This is a genomic window from Cellvibrio sp. KY-GH-1, from assembly GCF_008806975.1.
In the GTDB taxonomy this organism is placed as follows: domain Bacteria; phylum Pseudomonadota; class Gammaproteobacteria; order Pseudomonadales; family Cellvibrionaceae; genus Cellvibrio.
This window is the reverse complement of record NZ_CP031728.1, coordinates 3,453,960-3,469,423: the sequence shown is the minus strand read 5'-3', so window position 1 is coordinate 3,469,423 and position 15,464 is coordinate 3,453,960. Positions and strand designations below refer to the sequence as shown.

General features: G+C 51.2%; 9 protein-coding genes. 4 read left to right on the top strand and 5 right to left on the bottom strand.

What is annotated here, in order from left to right; translation table 11 throughout:
- Positions 1-12: 12 nt before the first annotated feature.
- Positions 13-2,763, bottom strand: coding sequence for a response regulator (locus D0C16_RS14635; RefSeq protein ID WP_151033038.1), 2,751 nt, complete (start codon positions 2,761-2,763; stop codon positions 13-15).
- Positions 2,764-3,002: 239 nt separating this feature from the next.
- On the bottom strand, positions 3,003-4,409 hold the full coding sequence (gene argH, locus D0C16_RS14630) for an argininosuccinate lyase (RefSeq protein ID WP_151033037.1): 1,407 nt from the start codon (positions 4,407-4,409) through the stop codon (positions 3,003-3,005).
- A 178-nt stretch (positions 4,410-4,587) separates the two neighbouring features.
- On the opposite strand from argH, the gene D0C16_RS14625 reads away from it, so the two are divergent.
- From D0C16_RS14625 to D0C16_RS14615, 3 genes are all read left to right on the top strand, one after another.
- Positions 4,588-5,685 carry a sensor histidine kinase gene (locus tag D0C16_RS14625; protein WP_151033036.1) on the top strand — a complete coding sequence of 366 codons (1,098 nt, stop codon included), beginning with the start codon at positions 4,588-4,590 and terminating at the stop codon, positions 5,683-5,685.
- Positions 5,686-5,733: 48 nt separating this feature from the next.
- Positions 5,734-6,474 (top strand): LytTR family DNA-binding domain-containing protein, encoded by a 741-nt coding sequence (locus D0C16_RS14620; protein ID WP_151033035.1) that lies wholly within the window; start codon positions 5,734-5,736, stop codon positions 6,472-6,474.
- A 247-nt stretch (positions 6,475-6,721) separates the two neighbouring features.
- Positions 6,722-8,935 carry a sugar-binding protein gene (locus D0C16_RS14615; RefSeq protein WP_151033034.1) on the top strand — a complete coding sequence of 738 codons (2,214 nt, stop codon included), beginning with the start codon at positions 6,722-6,724 and terminating at the stop codon, positions 8,933-8,935.
- Positions 8,936-9,045: 110 nt separating this feature from the next.
- On the opposite strand, the gene D0C16_RS14610 is transcribed toward D0C16_RS14615, so the two are convergent.
- Both D0C16_RS14610 and D0C16_RS14605 read right to left on the bottom strand, forming a co-directional pair.
- Positions 9,046-10,911 carry a cellulase family glycosylhydrolase gene (locus D0C16_RS14610; protein ID WP_225318690.1) on the bottom strand — a complete coding sequence of 622 codons (1,866 nt, stop codon included), beginning with the start codon at positions 10,909-10,911 and terminating at the stop codon, positions 9,046-9,048.
- Between the two features lie 265 nt (positions 10,912-11,176).
- Positions 11,177-12,094 carry a hypothetical protein gene (locus tag D0C16_RS14605; protein WP_151033033.1) on the bottom strand — a complete coding sequence of 306 codons (918 nt, stop codon included), beginning with the start codon at positions 12,092-12,094 and terminating at the stop codon, positions 11,177-11,179.
- Between the two features lie 268 nt (positions 12,095-12,362).
- On the opposite strand from D0C16_RS14605, the gene D0C16_RS14600 reads away from it, so the two are divergent.
- Positions 12,363-14,285 (top strand): alpha-amylase family glycosyl hydrolase, encoded by a 1,923-nt coding sequence (locus tag D0C16_RS14600; protein ID WP_151033032.1) that lies wholly within the window; start codon positions 12,363-12,365, stop codon positions 14,283-14,285.
- A 121-nt stretch (positions 14,286-14,406) separates the two neighbouring features.
- Here the strand turns inward: D0C16_RS14600 and D0C16_RS14595 are convergent, their stop codons facing one another.
- Complete coding sequence (locus D0C16_RS14595; protein ID WP_151033031.1) at positions 14,407-15,270, bottom strand: class I SAM-dependent methyltransferase; 864 nt, start codon at positions 15,268-15,270, stop codon at positions 14,407-14,409.
- Positions 15,271-15,464: the final 194 nt, after the last annotated feature.

Sequence of the window (15,464 nt, the reverse complement as noted above, 5' to 3'; positions counted from 1 at the left end):
GATTGGCCTTGATTAACGCTGCGGGTTGCTACTGGGCATTTTTTTCTTGCGCAGAATATCGGCGAGTGTACTGTAGAGCAATTCCGGATTTACCGGTTTAGACAGATACCCATTCATGCCGATGGCCAGGCAGCGCTCGCGGTCGCCGCGCATCGCTTGGGCGGTGACGGCGACAATGGGAATGTGTTGCAGCTGGATGTTGTTGCGCAATTGGCCTGCGCGAATACGGCGCGTGGCCTCCAGCCCATCCATTTCCGGCATTTCCAAATCCATCAAAATTGCATCGAAGGCTTCGTCGGTGTTTTCCAATATTTGTAATGCTTCTATGCCATTGCCGGCGATGGTGGTGTGGATATGCTTCTTTTTCAATATGCCGCGAATCACCTGCTGATTAACAATATTATCTTCCACAATCAGCATACGGGTATTGTCCAATACATCGAGTGTGTCATTGGCAGCAATTACTTCCGGGCTGATTTGTTGTAGCAGGCTTTCACGCCCTATGGCCTGGCTGATGGCATCAAATAAACGCGACTCACTGACGGGTTTACTTAAGAATTCATCCACCAAAATAGCGTTGGGGTCGGCGCTGGAAATTTCATCGCGATGATAGGCGGAAATCAAAAACACCCGGGGCTTTTGTTTCAAGCTGTTATCCGACTTAATTAAACCGGTGAGCTGCAAGCCATTCATGTTGGGCATGCGGTAATCGAGTAAAATAAAATGATAAGGCTGCCCCAGATTGTCGGCCTGGCGAATGCGCTCAATGGCACTAAAGGGATTGTCAATTTCATCCACTTGCAAATGGATGCTGCGCGCAGTACTCGCGATAATGGTACGTGCGATGGTGTTGTCATCCACAATCAACACGCGAATATTGTTTAAATCGCGCGGGTGATTTACCAAGGCTTTTTCACCCAGGTGACTGTGCTCGAACGCGGCACTAAAGGTTACCTTGCAGCCTTTATTTAATTGGGAATCAATTTGAAACTCGCCTTGCATTAAGTGCACAAGGTGACTGCAAATGCCGAGGCCGTAGGAATTTCTTTCGGTGTCGGCATGGTATTTGTTAAACACCAGTCGTTCTTTGATGTGTGCCAATTTTTCATTGGTCATCCCCAGACCGCTGTCTTCTACGACAAATTGCAACACAACTTGTTTTTGTGTTTGCGGCAAGCGGCGCACGCGGACAACGACTTGGCTAGTGTTGGAATATTGAAACGCATTGCTAATCAAATGGCTGAGGATCTGGCTCAAACGCGAGGCATCGCCGCGCAAAAAGCGTGGCACATCGGCTTTGATGTCATACACAATATTGACCGTGCGATGTAACGCGCTGATTTCAAACAGGCGCGAAATTTTTTCAAATAACTGATCAAGATCGAAATGGGCGTATTCCAGAATAACTCGCCCCGCTTCAATTTTGGAGAAGTCGAGCAGTTGATTGATGATTTGCAAGAGCGAATCCGCGGCGGAATTAATGCTCATCAAATAGCTTTTTTGCTGCTCATCCAAAGTGGTGTCTTGCAATAGGTAGCCGATACCGATAATCGCATTCATGGGGGTGCGAATTTCATGGCTAACGCGCGCGAGAAACTCGCTTTTCGTTTTGCTCGCCAGATCGGCTTGCGCCTTGGCATTGAGCAGCTCTTCGCGCGAGTTCATAAAATCAGTCACATCGGTATTAACGCCCACGCAGCGAGTGGGGCGGCCCTGATGATCTGGCTCAAAGAATTTGGCTTTGGAATGTACCCAGATCACATGGCCATCGCGATGCAACAAGCGGAATTGTAATTGCAGTGAGTCGCGTTTGTTGTCGATGGTGGTTTGATATTCGTGCAGCATATTGTCCAGGTCTTCGGGGTGGACAAAGTAATCGCGTAACGTATTTAAATTGCCGGGCAGATCTTCGTAGTCGTAACCCAGCATTCGCAAATAACTGCGGCTGAAATAGATTTTGTTGGTTAATAAATTCCAATCCCAAATGCCGTCGTTACTGGCTTCCATCGCATATTGATGGCGGGTGTCGCGGTCATTCATTAAACGCAGGTGTTCGTGTTGCTGCATGAAGCGGAATAACCAGTTCAGCAAACTGCCCAGCGCCTTGGTGTCCTGTGGGTGCCAGGTGTTGGGGCTGTCGCGGTGCAAACTCATTAAGCCGCGCAATTGGGCTTGCTCGGTGAGCGGGATAATCAGGCTGTTGAAGATTCCCAACTGACGCAAGGGCTCGGACGCGGAGGCGAGGTCGGGATCAGTGGCAGACAACGCTAGCGCCTCTCCGTTTTGCAGCTTACGTAATTCGCTGGAGTCAGCTTTCACGGCAAACCTTAGCCAATCCGGGGCTTGCAGCCGACAGCGGCTGGCATCCGGCAGGTCGCTAGCGCTCCATTGGCTGAGTAAATTGAGTTGTGCATCCTGTGCATCCCAACTCCATAGGCCTATCTCGCGCAAGCCCAGCAGGCTACCCACTTTGCGCAGAACCTGCTGAATGCTGTGCGGGTGTTGCTGTTTAACCAAGTACCGGAGGGTTTCCTGTACCCAGGTTTCATCAAAGGTAGCGCCTTCAGCTTTGCGCAGTGGACCAGGCGCGTCCTGATCGCTCTCGGTAGAGCTGAGGGGAAGTTGGGCGCTGGCGCGCAGCTGGTTAATGGCGTGTTTGGCGTGCAGGCTTTGTTTCAGGGACGACAGCTCCTCCTCCAGCAGCTGTATTTTTGCTGCCAGTGCTTCTTCTGAATCTCCTGAATGCAAGGATTTTCTGCCCATCTCCCTTATTGTGCGCCTCGTGATTGTGTTGGCGAAAAAATAGACTGCCGAATCTTCAGCCTAGTTCATTCCGATGCAAATACCAGCGGATGGATGAAATAATAATGAAAAATGCGCCAAATGGGGACGAACTGTAATGGCGCGTAATCTTTTCGGGTGCTATGAAAGTCAAAGCAATAAAAATGCCGCTCTCCCATGACAGGAGGCGGCATTTTTTACTTGAACATTTAGTGGAGCGGTTAAACGGTGGTGCGGTTACCGAGGCTGGATTTCGCGCGCTCAACGGCCGCTTTTACTTGTGCAGGTGCGGTACCGCCAATGTGATTGCGCGCAGCGACCGAGCCCTCCAGCGTCAGAACTTCAAATACATTGGCTTCAATCACGCTAGAGAACTGTTGCAGTTCTTCCAGACTCATCTCGGACAGATCTTTGTTAGTCTGCACGCCGTAAGCCACTGACTTGCCCACAATCTCGTGGGCGTCGCGGAAGGGAACGCCTTTACGCACCAGGTAATCGGCCAAATCGGTTGCGGTTGAGAAGCCGCGTTTGGCTGCTTCGTACATTTCGGCTTTGCGCGGCAGAATCGCAGGAACCATATCCGCGAAGGCGCGCAGGCAGTCTTTGACGGTATCGATTGCATCAAATACCGGTTCTTTGTCTTCCTGGTTGTCTTTGTTGTAGGCCAGTGGCTGGGATTTCATCAGGGTCAGCAGCGCGATCAAATGGCCATTAACGCGGCCGGTTTTACCGCGCACCAGCTCGGGCACGTCGGGGTTCTTCTTCTGCGGCATGATTGATGAGCCGGTGCAGAAACGGTCGGGCAGGTCGATAAATTTGAACTGCGATGAAGTCCAGAGCACCAGCTCTTCGCTCATGCGCGACATGTGCGTCAGCAGGATGCTGGCGAAAGCGCAGAATTCGATGGCGAAATCGCGGTCGCTCACGGAATCCAGCGAGTTTTCCGTCGGCGCTTCAAAACCGAGCAGTTGCGCGGTGTAGGCGCGATCGATCGGGTATGTCGTGCCGGCCAGCGCAGCGGCGCCCAGTGGCAAATAGTTCATACGCTTGCGGCAGTCCAGCAGGCGGCCGTAGTCGCGTTGCAGCATTTCAAACCAGGCCAGAATGTGATGACCGAAGGTCACTGGCTGGGCGGTTTGCAAATGGGTGAAACCGGGCATGATGGTATCGGTATTGGCGTCGGCCAATTGCAGCATGCCCTGTTGCAAGCGGGTCAGCTCTTTAGCGATAGCGTCGATTTCGTCGCGCATATAGAGACGAATGTCGGTCGCCACTTGATCGTTGCGCGAGCGGCCGGTATGAAGTTTCTTACCGGTGATGCCAATACGTTGGGTCAGCAGCGCTTCGATGTTCATGTGCACATCTTCCAGGCTTACCGACCAGGTAAATTTGCCGGCCACGATTTCTGCGCGTATCTCTTCCAGACCAGCAATAATTTGGTCGCGCTCGGCTTCAGACAGCACGCCGACTTTCGCCAGCATAGTGGCGTGGGCGATAGAGCCGTTGATATCGTGGTGATAGAGGCGGTAATCAAAACCGATAGACGCGGTAAAGCGCTCGACAAATGCATCAGTCGCTTCGCTGAAGCGGCCGCCCCAGGGTTTGATTGGCTGGTCGTTCTGGCTCATGAGGAAGGGTCCACAATCTTTGAATAATGAAGAAGTTCGTTGGTGGAGCTAGGCTAAGATTCGCATTTTTGCGTAGCGAAAACTGCCCTGGTGCCACAAAGCCGGGCATTATAGCCCAAGCTACTGCCAATAAGTTGGGCCAGTGATCGGCCACTCGAGGAAAAACCACAGAGGATTTATGTCTGCACCCAGGGTCAAAAATACCCGTGCCGAAGTGCGCGAGCCGCTTACGCCGTTTCTGCCTGATTTATGCAATAGCCAGGCGGTATTCCTGCTGGTGTTGGTTGCAGAGCTGTTAGCGCTTTTGTTAACCATTAGTGCACCCTCGGGGCTGAGAAATTTCAATTGGGATAAATTGGCTTTGGTTTCGGTGCAAGTGCAATGGATTGTCTTGTGCAGTGCGATTGCACTCTGCCGAATGCGCTTCTGGCTCGCTCGTCAAACCCAGATTAAGGCGGGGAGTGTAAGTTACGCATTAGTACTACTAATTACTTTGGTCTTGTCGCTGGTGGGGCAATGGATAATTTATGGTGTTAGTGATTTGGTGTTGGTGGTAGAGCGCCCGGTGGGCTTGGATTATTGGCTCTTGGTGGACAATCTGGCGCTGGCGGCAATCCTCTCGGGTATTTTGTTACGTTATCTCTACCTGCAGCAGCAATTACGTAATCAACAGCAAGCGGAAATGCAGGCCCGTATTCAAGCGTTGCAGTCACGTATTCGCCCGCATTTTTTATTTAACAGTATGAATTCAATAGCCAGTCTGATCAGCACTGAACCGGAAACCGCCGAGCGGGTGGTGGAAGATTTATCGGAACTGTTTCGCGCAAGCCTGGCAGAACCTTCGCTCATTCCACTTGAGCGCGAGCTGACCTTATGCAAGCACTATCTGGAGATTGAGCAACTGCGCTTGGGGCGCCGCTTGCAGGTGGATTGGCAAATCGGCAGCTACACTAGTGAAGTGAAAATTCCGAGTTTGATGTTGCAGCCACTGGTGGAGAACGCGATCTTCCACGGGGTGGAGCCCATGCCCAAGGGCGGGAAAATTACCATCAAGGTTTCGCAAAACGATAAGCAACTGAGTATCGTCATTAGCAACCCTTATGTCCTGGTAAAACGAAATTCGCAAAACCACGAACATTCCCAGCGCCATAATCGCATGGCATTGGATAATATTCGCCGCCGGTTAACGGCGCATTTCGGAGGTGCCGCACGCTTATCCAGCAGTGCGGAAAACGGTGTATTTACGACCTATATTTTTTGCCCGATAACAGTGTGAGAGCTGTGCCGGCAAATACATTTTTAGTCATCCGCAGAGAAAATAATTATGGATGTATTGATTGTCGATGATGAAGCTCTGGCGCGGCAGCGACTGGTGCGCATGGTGGAGAAGATTGAAGGCTTCTCTGTTGTTGCAGAAGCCGATGGCGCGGAAGAGGCGATGGCTGCGATCACCGGCCATGATCCCGATATTGTGCTGCTGGATATTCAAATGCCCGGGCGCGATGGCTTGTCGCTCGCACGCGATATTGCCGCCTTGGAAGACCCCCCGGCGATAATTTTTTGTACTGCGTACGATCAGTATGCGCTGGATGCCTTTGGCACTAACGCGGTGGGCTATTTACTTAAACCGGTAAAGGCTGAACAGCTTTTGCAAGTATTGGAAAAGGCTACCAAGCTGAACAAAATCCAGCGCGTGGCCGCCCAAAAAAATCCTGTCCCCAAAAAGGAAAACCAGCGTACACAAATCAGTGCCAAAACCCGCCGCGGGGTGGAGTTAATTCCGGTAGACGATGTGCGCTATTTCCTCGCTGATCACAAATACGTGACGGTTTATCATCGCAACGGTGAACATTTGCTCGATGAAACCTTGAAGGAGTTGGAGGAAGAATTTGCCGGACGCTTTGTGCGCGTGCATCGCAATTCGCTGGTGTCTATCAGGCACATAGAGGCGCTTGAACGCTCAGCGCAAGGGCAGTATCAAGTGCGTCTGTCCGATATTGAAACGCGCCCGGTGATCAGCCGACGTCATGTCAGTGATTTAAAAGATTTGCTCAAAATGATTTGATCGATGCTTGTTATTTGTTGCTTGCGAATGATTGTTTTTGTTCGTGGCTGATAAAAATAGTATGTTTTTATGGTTGAACATTGGTAATCATCGCTACCAAAAATGCGAATGTAAACTTTATCTGAGTTAAGCGCCATTATTTTGTAAATAGTGACTGCTGCACTTCTTTGAGGCGCATTACCCTCGACAATGCGACGCTTTTTCCCATCCCGGGCAAGCGTTCAATTTATTTATCGTCGAGGGAACAATGAAAATCACTACTAAAAAACGATTGCGGCAATCGGCATTTTTGCTGGTTGCTGGTTTAGCGCTTCAGGCCTCCAGCAGCTTTGCGGCGCGCTGCGAATATATCGTGCAAAGCGATTGGAATACCGGTTTTGTGGCCGCCATTCGCATCACCAATGACACCAGTTCACCTATTAACAATTGGTCGGTCAATTGGGCCTATTCTGACGGCACCACCCGCACCGGCGGATGGAATGCCAACGTCAGTGGCAGTAACCCCTATACCGCAACTGGAGTGGGTTGGAATAACCAGATTAATCCGGGTCAAAGTGTGGAGTTTGGCGTGCAGGGGAATAAAGGCGTTGCCAACTCGCCGGCGGCACGTCCGGTTGTGAATGGTAGTCTTTGTTCATCACCAACGAGCAATCCATCTACCAGCGCATCAACGACTAGTATTCCGTCGACTAGCAGATCTGCGATCAGCTTACCGACGACTAGCCGTCCAAGCACGAGTATGCCGACGACCAGTAGTCCATCCACCAGCAATCCATTTATCAGTGCACCTTCGACCAGCAGCTACTCCAGTGTGTCGACTAGCAGGAGTGTTAGCAGCTTTTCCGCAGGATCGACTGGCAGTGCAGGTAATTCGAATTCCAGTTTTTCCAGCGCGAGTTCGCGCCCCTCATCGGTGTCTTCGGTAGGATCAAGCAGTTCCAAAGGGGTTAATCATCCCCCGGTAGCGCGTTTGACGTTAACCGCAAATGGATTGACTGTGCGTGCTAACGCGTTGGCATCCACTGACGAGGATGCGGATAAGCTGCGCTACACCATCGCTTTTGGTAGTGGCAGTGCTTTTCTATACGGTGATGTCTGGTACACCTACAAATCACCGGGAACTTACCCGGTTACTGTTTCAGTGGATGACGGCACATCAATTAGTGAAACACAGGAGTTCATTACACTAACGGGTGCCGGTAGTAATAAGCCGCCGATTGCTGTACTCAATGTCGTGCGCGATAACCAACGTATAATCGCTTATGCCAACACCTCATACGATGCTGAAAAAACTGGTGGATTGACCTATCTGTGGGATTTTGGTGAAGGGCAGTTTAGTGGCTCTCTCCAACAATCGTTTTATGATTGTGGCCTAATTCGCCCCGCCACCCCTGTCACCTTGACCGTATCCGACGGGGAACTTGCCGACACCGTGCAAGGCTCTGCTGCCCTGCCATGTGGTGCCTTCCAGGATACCGGTGGCTCGGCACACTTTACCTACACAGTGGACGGTTTAAATGTGAAGGTGGATGCGCGTACGTCCTATCAGGCGCGCGCGCTGGACTGGGATTTTGGTGATACCGCTCAGACCAGCAGCAGCCAAACCAGCAGCCGTGGCAGTGGTCGCTTATTGGAATCCCATACCTATGCGGCAGCAGGCACTTACAACATCAAGCTCACGGCTTACGGTGACTTTGGCAATGGCGTGAAAACCATTCCCGTGACGGTCGGTAATGTGTTGGTGAGCTCATCAGCGTTTAGCAGTAGTGTTCGCAGTTCTTCCAGCGCCAGCAGCGTGCCGAATCACTATGATGCGCCGCGCGCAGCGTCTGCCCCGGTCATTGATGGCAGCGCTGATACGGTGTGGGAGCGCGCTGCCTGGGCGCCGATTGATGTGTTCTGGCTGGGTACCCAATCCAATCCATCGGCGCAGGATTACAGCGGCCGCTATAAAGCCCTGTGGGATGAAGACTACTTATACCTGCTGTTCGATGTCACTGACGATCGCATTTACGACGGCGTGCGCGATGCGTTGGATCGCTACTGGGAAGATGACACGGTCGAACTGTTTATCGACGAAAATAAAAACGGCGGCCAACACGGTTACAACACCAGTGCCTGGGCCTATCACATCAGCACCTATGGCGATGTGGTCGATTACACCACCTCGGGACCAAAACTGCTGAATGATCACGTCACCAGCCGCCTGGTGAGTAACGGCAGCAAGCATCTCTGGGAGTTGCGCGTGCGCATCTACGGTGAGGATTACGCCGATTGGAAAACCAATACCCCGCTTAAACTATTCAGCGGTAAGTTGATGGGTTTCTCGGCCTGTTACATCGATAATGATGGCAGCCCGCAGCGCGAAAGTATGATGGGTTCGGTGAATACGCCGGGCCATAAAAACAACCTGGGCTATCAGGATGCGAGTGTGTTTGGTTCGTTGCGATTGGTTGAATAATTAGTTCGCGCAGAAAAACCTACTGCAAAAAATAAAACCCCGCCGTAAAAAGCGGGGTTTTATGTTTAGTGGAACGCCTCTTTTTTCACAGGCGTAATTTTTTCATTGGGTTAGCGACATGTCACTGCTGGCATTTCTACGCTGCCACCATTGGTATTGCCCTGGAAGCCGAATTCCACCGTTTGCCCTGCGACAATGGTGGTGTTCCAACTAACACCAGTAGCGCTGTAGGGATTGCTGCCGCTCAGGGTGGCATTCCAGGTACTGGTGATGCGATTGCTCCCACTATATTGCCAACTGGCAGTCCAGCCGGATTTGGCGCTGGTGCCGGCGTTGGTGACGCGGATCGCACCGGTAAAACCTGAACCCCAGGAGTTGGAAACTACATAAGTACAGCTCAATCCCCCGTTATTGCTCGCACTGCTCGTGCTGCTGGACGAAGGAGCATTACTGCTGCGGCTACTGGACGTTGCGGGCGTGCTGCTGGAGCTACGGCTGCTGGTCGAGGGGGTGCTGGAAGTTGTTCCTCCTTCAATTCCCCAAGGGGCAGGCAGGGCCGCGCAACTGGTGCGCCCCACACAGCTTTGTTGATTTTCCCAACCCCAACCGGACGGTGTATTCACGCAAATTGGGTATCGAGTACCGTACCAATTGCAGGTGCCGCCGGTGTTGCTCAGCGAAGATGAGCTGCTGGCGCGAATGCTGGATGAACTGGTTGCCGGAATTGACGACGGCACGGATGAACTGCTCGGCGTCACGCTGGAACGCGAACTGCTGGAGGCGCTGGTGGTAGTGCCACCGAAATGGGTCGCCAGACGTGAAGTCGCTTTAATCCCGTTAGTGCTGTTGATCAGGTAATTGCCCCAGGTGCTGAGTGAACCGGCATTCCAGCTATTGGCGATATCCAGTGGTACGCAGCAGCTGCCATTACCGCTCCAACTCCAGCCCATATAGCCGATTCCTAAATCCTGCGCATATTGCATAATCGAGGCTTCATCGACGTTGTTGCCGTTATTTTCTGTACCGAATTCACCCACAATCAAGGGGTAGCCTTTGGCGCGGAAGGTCGAAAAATACTCCTGTACGCGCGCGGCCGTGTTGTACACCTCGTACATATGTACCGAAAACACCAGGTTTTTGAGTGGGTCAGCGGCGAAGATACTGGCGGCGTTGTCGCGCATCACGTACTGCCAATCCTGGCCCCAGGCCGGCGCGTCTACCATGATTTGGTGAGTAATACCGGCGTTGCGAATGGTCTTGATGGCGGCGATGGTTTCATTGGTGTAGGTGGAGGCGGAGGTATTGTTGCCGTAGGGCTCATTGGCAATATTTACGATTACGTAATCTTCCTGACCGGTGATTGCGGCTTTGATATCGGCGCTCGCCCAGTAGCTAGCGGCATTAGAGATATTGGTCGCTGCGGCTGATTCGCCGAAACCGGTGGAATCGTGTACTTCCAGTACGCACACCAGTTTATTGGTTTTGCACTGATTGATGATGTCGGTCACGGTGGCGCCGCTGGTACGGGTCCATTGAGTGCCATTGGCCAGGACTACGCGCACCGAGTTGGCGCCAGTAGCGGCTATGTCTTTCAGGGCTTGAGTGGTGCGGTCCGGATACCAAACGTGGGCGTGGTTTATACCGCGATAGATAAAGTTATTGCCCTTTGGGTCCAAAATCTGGGTTCCGCTCACACTCCATCCGGCAAAAGCAGGGGAAACCATGGCGGCGGTGAGTGCAGCCAGGGCGGTTTTCTTCAGTAATGAGTTCTTGCGTGGGATCAGGTTTTTCATGGGTTTTCCTTTTTGCAGCCGTGACGAATGACGCCGGCGGATGCGTTGGTGGTTATTGTTATCAGTTAATTTTTCCACCAATACCGGGCTCAACGCAGTGACGAAAAGCATGCCCCTGGCGGTGAGATTTATGGGATTGGTGCTGTAAACATCGGTGTTATCAAAACGGTGATTACCGAACATCACCCGTTTGCCGCACGTGCTTCCAGTAGAGGGGAAACAGGAGCAAAATTATTTTGGTTATGGCAAGCGACCACTGGTTTTTGTAATCGGTTACATGATATTTCTTAGTGGCAGGCAAATGCAAGCTATCAAAGCGGCTAAAAAAAGTGGATTGGTACACATATCAAATTATTTTTGAAAAATTGCCTGCATATTTTTTAGCTAATGAAATTGCGGAAGTTATTTGAAAAATCGGCTTGCTATCGTTTACATTTTTTAGGCTTTATCAGTGCTCGACTGCAGGTTGGGTTTGAACGTCGCCAGGTGGGGTGATGTCGGGCAGCGCTATAGGGCCTGTGCACTGCTCAGGTTCAAGAATATAGGGTGATTTCAGGCAGATAATCCGTCGCTTATGCAAATCCAGCGGCGCCAGTTGCTTGGCAAAGTAGCGCCAGAACATGCGGTCATACTCCCCGCTCGCTTTCAAAATCTGCAAACCGGCAAGTGTCCGCTGTGCCAGTTTCGGGTGGTTTTTGCTGATGTATAAGTAGGTGGGAAAGTTGTAATAGAGCAGCAGTGCTGGCTCTATTGTCATGTTCGGGTGCAATGGTTGTTGTTCGGCATATTTAACGCCTATTTCATTGGCGCCCAGGGGAAGGCAGTCAATGCGATGAGTGGCAAGAAGTGGAAATAGCTGCGTTAGGCCTGCAGACTCAAACAGCGGGACTTGGTTAGATCGGTAGATCAGTGTATCGGTCCAGTCCTGGCCTTGGCCGATTTTGATTTGACGCAGGTCGTCCAGTGTCTGAATTTGCGCAAAACGAGGTAGATCGCTCTGGTTAATCAAGCAAATGCGCAAACCCAGTAGGCCGCGCAAAATATTGATCGGGATGGGAATTACCTCCGCCTGAGCAATGGGTGTCCCGGGGGACGCCCATTGGATATTCATTAAGTTGCCCTCACTCATCAAAATTGACTGGCGTTTGGCCGTGGGGGCGCCGCCGTAGGGGCGGAGCACAAAGGCGCCAAATTCTGAACGAGTCACTTCCATCGCCCGTTCTATCAATTCAAATTGAAATTGATTTTGGCTGTCATAGCCTTCGGACCGGTGATAGCTAACCACCATGGGTTCGGTGTCTGCACCCTGACTTGCACCGGGAATTACTGTGCTGATGATTAAGCAAATGACCAGGCGATTAAACATAATAAAACCCAGCGGTGTTGATTCTTCAGTCTAGTTAATAGTGCTGAAAATGTTGTTTTTTGTGGCGTTTAAATATGCACCTCCAACGGAACGCCAAGTTGTGGTGGTAACGCGCTATGGTTTCAATAATCGTCAGTTATCAGCAGTTATCCGCTAGTGAAAAAACAACCTAGGGAGCGGCATTTTTACGCTGGTTTATGGCTTTGTGGCGGTGCTAGATTTTTGAGTCTCCCTATTTGGAATGCGGCGTCCGCCGAAGGAGATTTCCATGTCATTTGTGCAACAACAACTGTTGGCTCCTCGCCCCGACTCAATTGCCAGCGTGAATTTGCCGCGCCGGCTGGATCACTTTCCATCGCCGGCCGACTGGCGCAATGAAACCCTTTATTTTTTGCTAGTTGATCGCTTTAGCGATGGCAAAGAGGCGCAGCGCCCACTGCTTGATCGCGCTAATTTGGCAGCCGCGCGCCCTGCCAATTGGCGCTGGGATCTATGGTCGGAATCCGGTGGTGACCGTTGGCAGGGCGGCACTTTGCACGGGGTTGCCTCCAAGCTGGATTATCTAAAAGAGTTGGGGGTGACCTGCCTGTGGTTGAGTCCAGTGTTTAAGCAGCGTGGGCACATGAATTCCTTTCACGGTTATGGAATTCAGGATTTTCTGGACGTAGATCCGCACTTTGGTGATCGCAAGGCGCTGGTTGATCTCGTAGCCTTAGCGCACGTTAAAGGCATGCGTATTATTTTGGATATTATTTTTAATCACTCGGGCGAAAACTGGACTTACCCGGCAGATTTACCAGGCGGTAAATACACGCCGCATTACACAAGTCATCGTCACGGCTTTGGGGCTTGGCGCAATCAGCAGGGCGATGATACTGCTGTAATCACTAGCATTGATGAAGGTGTCTGGCCGAGCGAATTGCAAACGCCTGACGCCTACACTCGCGCTGGTGCTGGCAGCTTGGGCGCGGGCGATATTGATGACCCTTACGCCGAACACAAGCGAGCCGACTTTATTACGCTCAAAGATTTTGCACTGGATAATCCTGATGTGATGAATGATCTTGCCCGCTGTTACAAATACTGGATCGCGCTCACCGACTGCGATGGTTTTCGCATAGATACGCTCAAGCACGTTTCCTATGAACAGGCGCGCAATTTTTGTGGCAGCATCAAAGAATTCGCTGCCAATATTGGCAAGCACGATTTTTTATTGGCAGGCGAAATCGCGGGCGGCGATTTCGGGCAAGATCGTTATTTGGATGTGTTGCAGCGCAATTTAAATGCGGCGCTGGATATTGGCGAAATGCGTGTGACCCTGAATCAGGTGGCGAAGGGATTGCAACATCCGGCTGACTATTTTGCCGGTTTTGACCCGGGTAACGCGGTAATGGGATCACATCGTGCTTTGGGCGCAAAACATGTCTCTATTCTCGATGATCACGATCACGTGTTTGGCAAAAAGTTGCGTTTCTCCGCAGAATCCGCAACGCCACAGCAAGTTGCCGCGGGTGTTGGCCTGCAATTATTTACCCTGGGAATTCCCTGCATTTATTACGGTACTGAGCAAAGCCTGGGTGGGCCAGAAATGCACGAGCGTGTCTGGCTTGAAAATTTTGGTTCCAGTGATCGCTATTTGCGCGAGACGTTATTTGGTCCCGAGCATCCGCGTAAAGGCGGTTTGGCCGGTTTGGATGCGCAGAATCCACTCGATGAAAATTTACCGGGCTTTGGTCCCTGCGGTACTCAGGGGCATCACTGTTTTGATGCGCAAAGTCCGGCGTATGTGCGCATCAGAGCTATGGCAAAAACGCGCGCGGCGTTTCCTGCGTTGCGCTTGGGGCGCCAATATTTGCGGCCGGTGTCATTTTTAAATAATGCGTTTAGTGTGTACAGCAACGGTGAAATTATCGCGTGGTCACGGATTCTGGATGACGAAGAGTGTTTGGTGGTGTTAAATCCCCATGGCACTGCCGCGCGCGGTGCCGATATTTTGGTGGACGTCGCGTTAAATCCGATAGCCAGTAGAATGCTGTTAGTGATGAGCACAGAAGAGTCTGCGAATCCAGGGCTGGAAAAAAATCGCGTTGGTGATCATGTGTCGGTGCATATACATCACAGTGGAATTCATTTTATTTCGGTGCGCGATCTCGGTCCTTCCGAGCTGTTAGTGTTTTCCAATAAACCCTAGTAAAAGAAGCCTTGGATAAAAACACAAACTCAAAAGTGTGATTAAAAAATTGCTAAATAAAAAGCCAATCATCGCAACGATGATTGGCTTTTTATTTTTTCCGCGAGTTATTTATGCGGATTTATTTTTTTCGGAACAACAGCGTTACACGATTGGATTCACCAATCGCTTGATATTTGGCCTTATCAGCTTCAGCAGCATTCAGGCTGGGGGGCAAGCGCCACACGACTTCACCGGCAACCGGGTTGTCTTTTGGGTTTTTGTTGATATCGCTCTCGCCAATTAATTCAAACCCGGCTTGCTCCATAAATGAGATGATGGTGGAGCGTTTTAAATATCCGGTTTCGCCAGTGGCCCAAGCATCGGGTTTATCTTCGGCAATCGCATGTTGCACTACGCCAACCACGCCGTGGGGCTTTAACAGCCGACGAGTTTCAGCCAAAGCTTGCGTCAGGTAACCGCCATTCTTTTCAAAGCGCGCAAGGTTGTGTAACGCGCGAATAAATAACACCGAATCTACTTTGCCGGTGAGGTCAGCCGGCAAACTGGCGAAGGTATAAGCCTGTGCTGAAGCCTTATCGGTTGTGCCCCAGGTTTTGGCATTATCAGTCCACTCGGCAGGCCAGCGCTTGCGTCCTTCGATGAATTCGGTATTTGCCCAGCTGCCAAATTTTGGCCACAAATCCAGGCTGTAGTCCACACCGATCAATTGTCCATCGTTACCCAAATAAGGGACCAGTATTTTTGAATACCAGCCATCGCCGGGCAAAACTTCTACGACTGTATCGCCCGGTTTAACGCCAAAAAATGACAGGGTTTCTACCGGGTGGCGCGCAGGGTACCGCGCTTGTTGTTCGGCCGGGAGACCTTGGGTAATTGTATGAAGCCGCAGGGTGTCTTTTTTGCTTGCGGTGGTTACTGGTGTGTTTTGCGTGGAGCAGGCGCTTATGACAAGGGCGCCTACCAAAAGCGTGAGCTTTTTCATATATGACTCCATAGTTATTGGTTGCTGCAGGAGAGTTTGACAGGAATGCTTTGCCTTGAGGGCGCTGCACAGGATTATTTTTTGTAAAGAAAATCCTGATAAAAATGGCGACCAAAGCACTAGAATATCAGCATGGTGTGTGACTGCAGTTGCAGTAACTACCAATCCAATTTTCCGAAAGGTGCTTGACTAGC

Coding starts and splice junctions, on each gene's coding strand:
- D0C16_RS14625 (WP_151033036.1), top strand. CDS start 4,588: ATGTCTGCACCCAGGGTCAAAAATACCCGTGCCGAAGTGCGCGAGCCG.
- argH (WP_151033037.1), bottom strand. CDS start 4,409: ATGAGCCAGAACGACCAGCCAATCAAACCCTGGGGCGGCCGCTTCAGC.
- D0C16_RS14620 (WP_151033035.1), top strand. CDS start 5,734: ATGGATGTATTGATTGTCGATGATGAAGCTCTGGCGCGGCAGCGACTG.
- D0C16_RS14600 (WP_151033032.1), top strand. CDS start 12,363: ATGTCATTTGTGCAACAACAACTGTTGGCTCCTCGCCCCGACTCAATT.
- D0C16_RS14635 (WP_151033038.1), bottom strand. CDS start 2,763: ATGGGCAGAAAATCCTTGCATTCAGGAGATTCAGAAGAAGCACTGGCA.
- D0C16_RS14615 (WP_151033034.1), top strand. CDS start 6,722: ATGAAAATCACTACTAAAAAACGATTGCGGCAATCGGCATTTTTGCTG.
- D0C16_RS14605 (WP_151033033.1), bottom strand. CDS start 12,094: ATGTTTAATCGCCTGGTCATTTGCTTAATCATCAGCACAGTAATTCCC.
- D0C16_RS14595 (WP_151033031.1), bottom strand. CDS start 15,270: ATGAAAAAGCTCACGCTTTTGGTAGGCGCCCTTGTCATAAGCGCCTGC.
- D0C16_RS14610 (WP_225318690.1), bottom strand. CDS start 10,911: ATGTTCGGTAATCACCGTTTTGATAACACCGATGTTTACAGCACCAAT.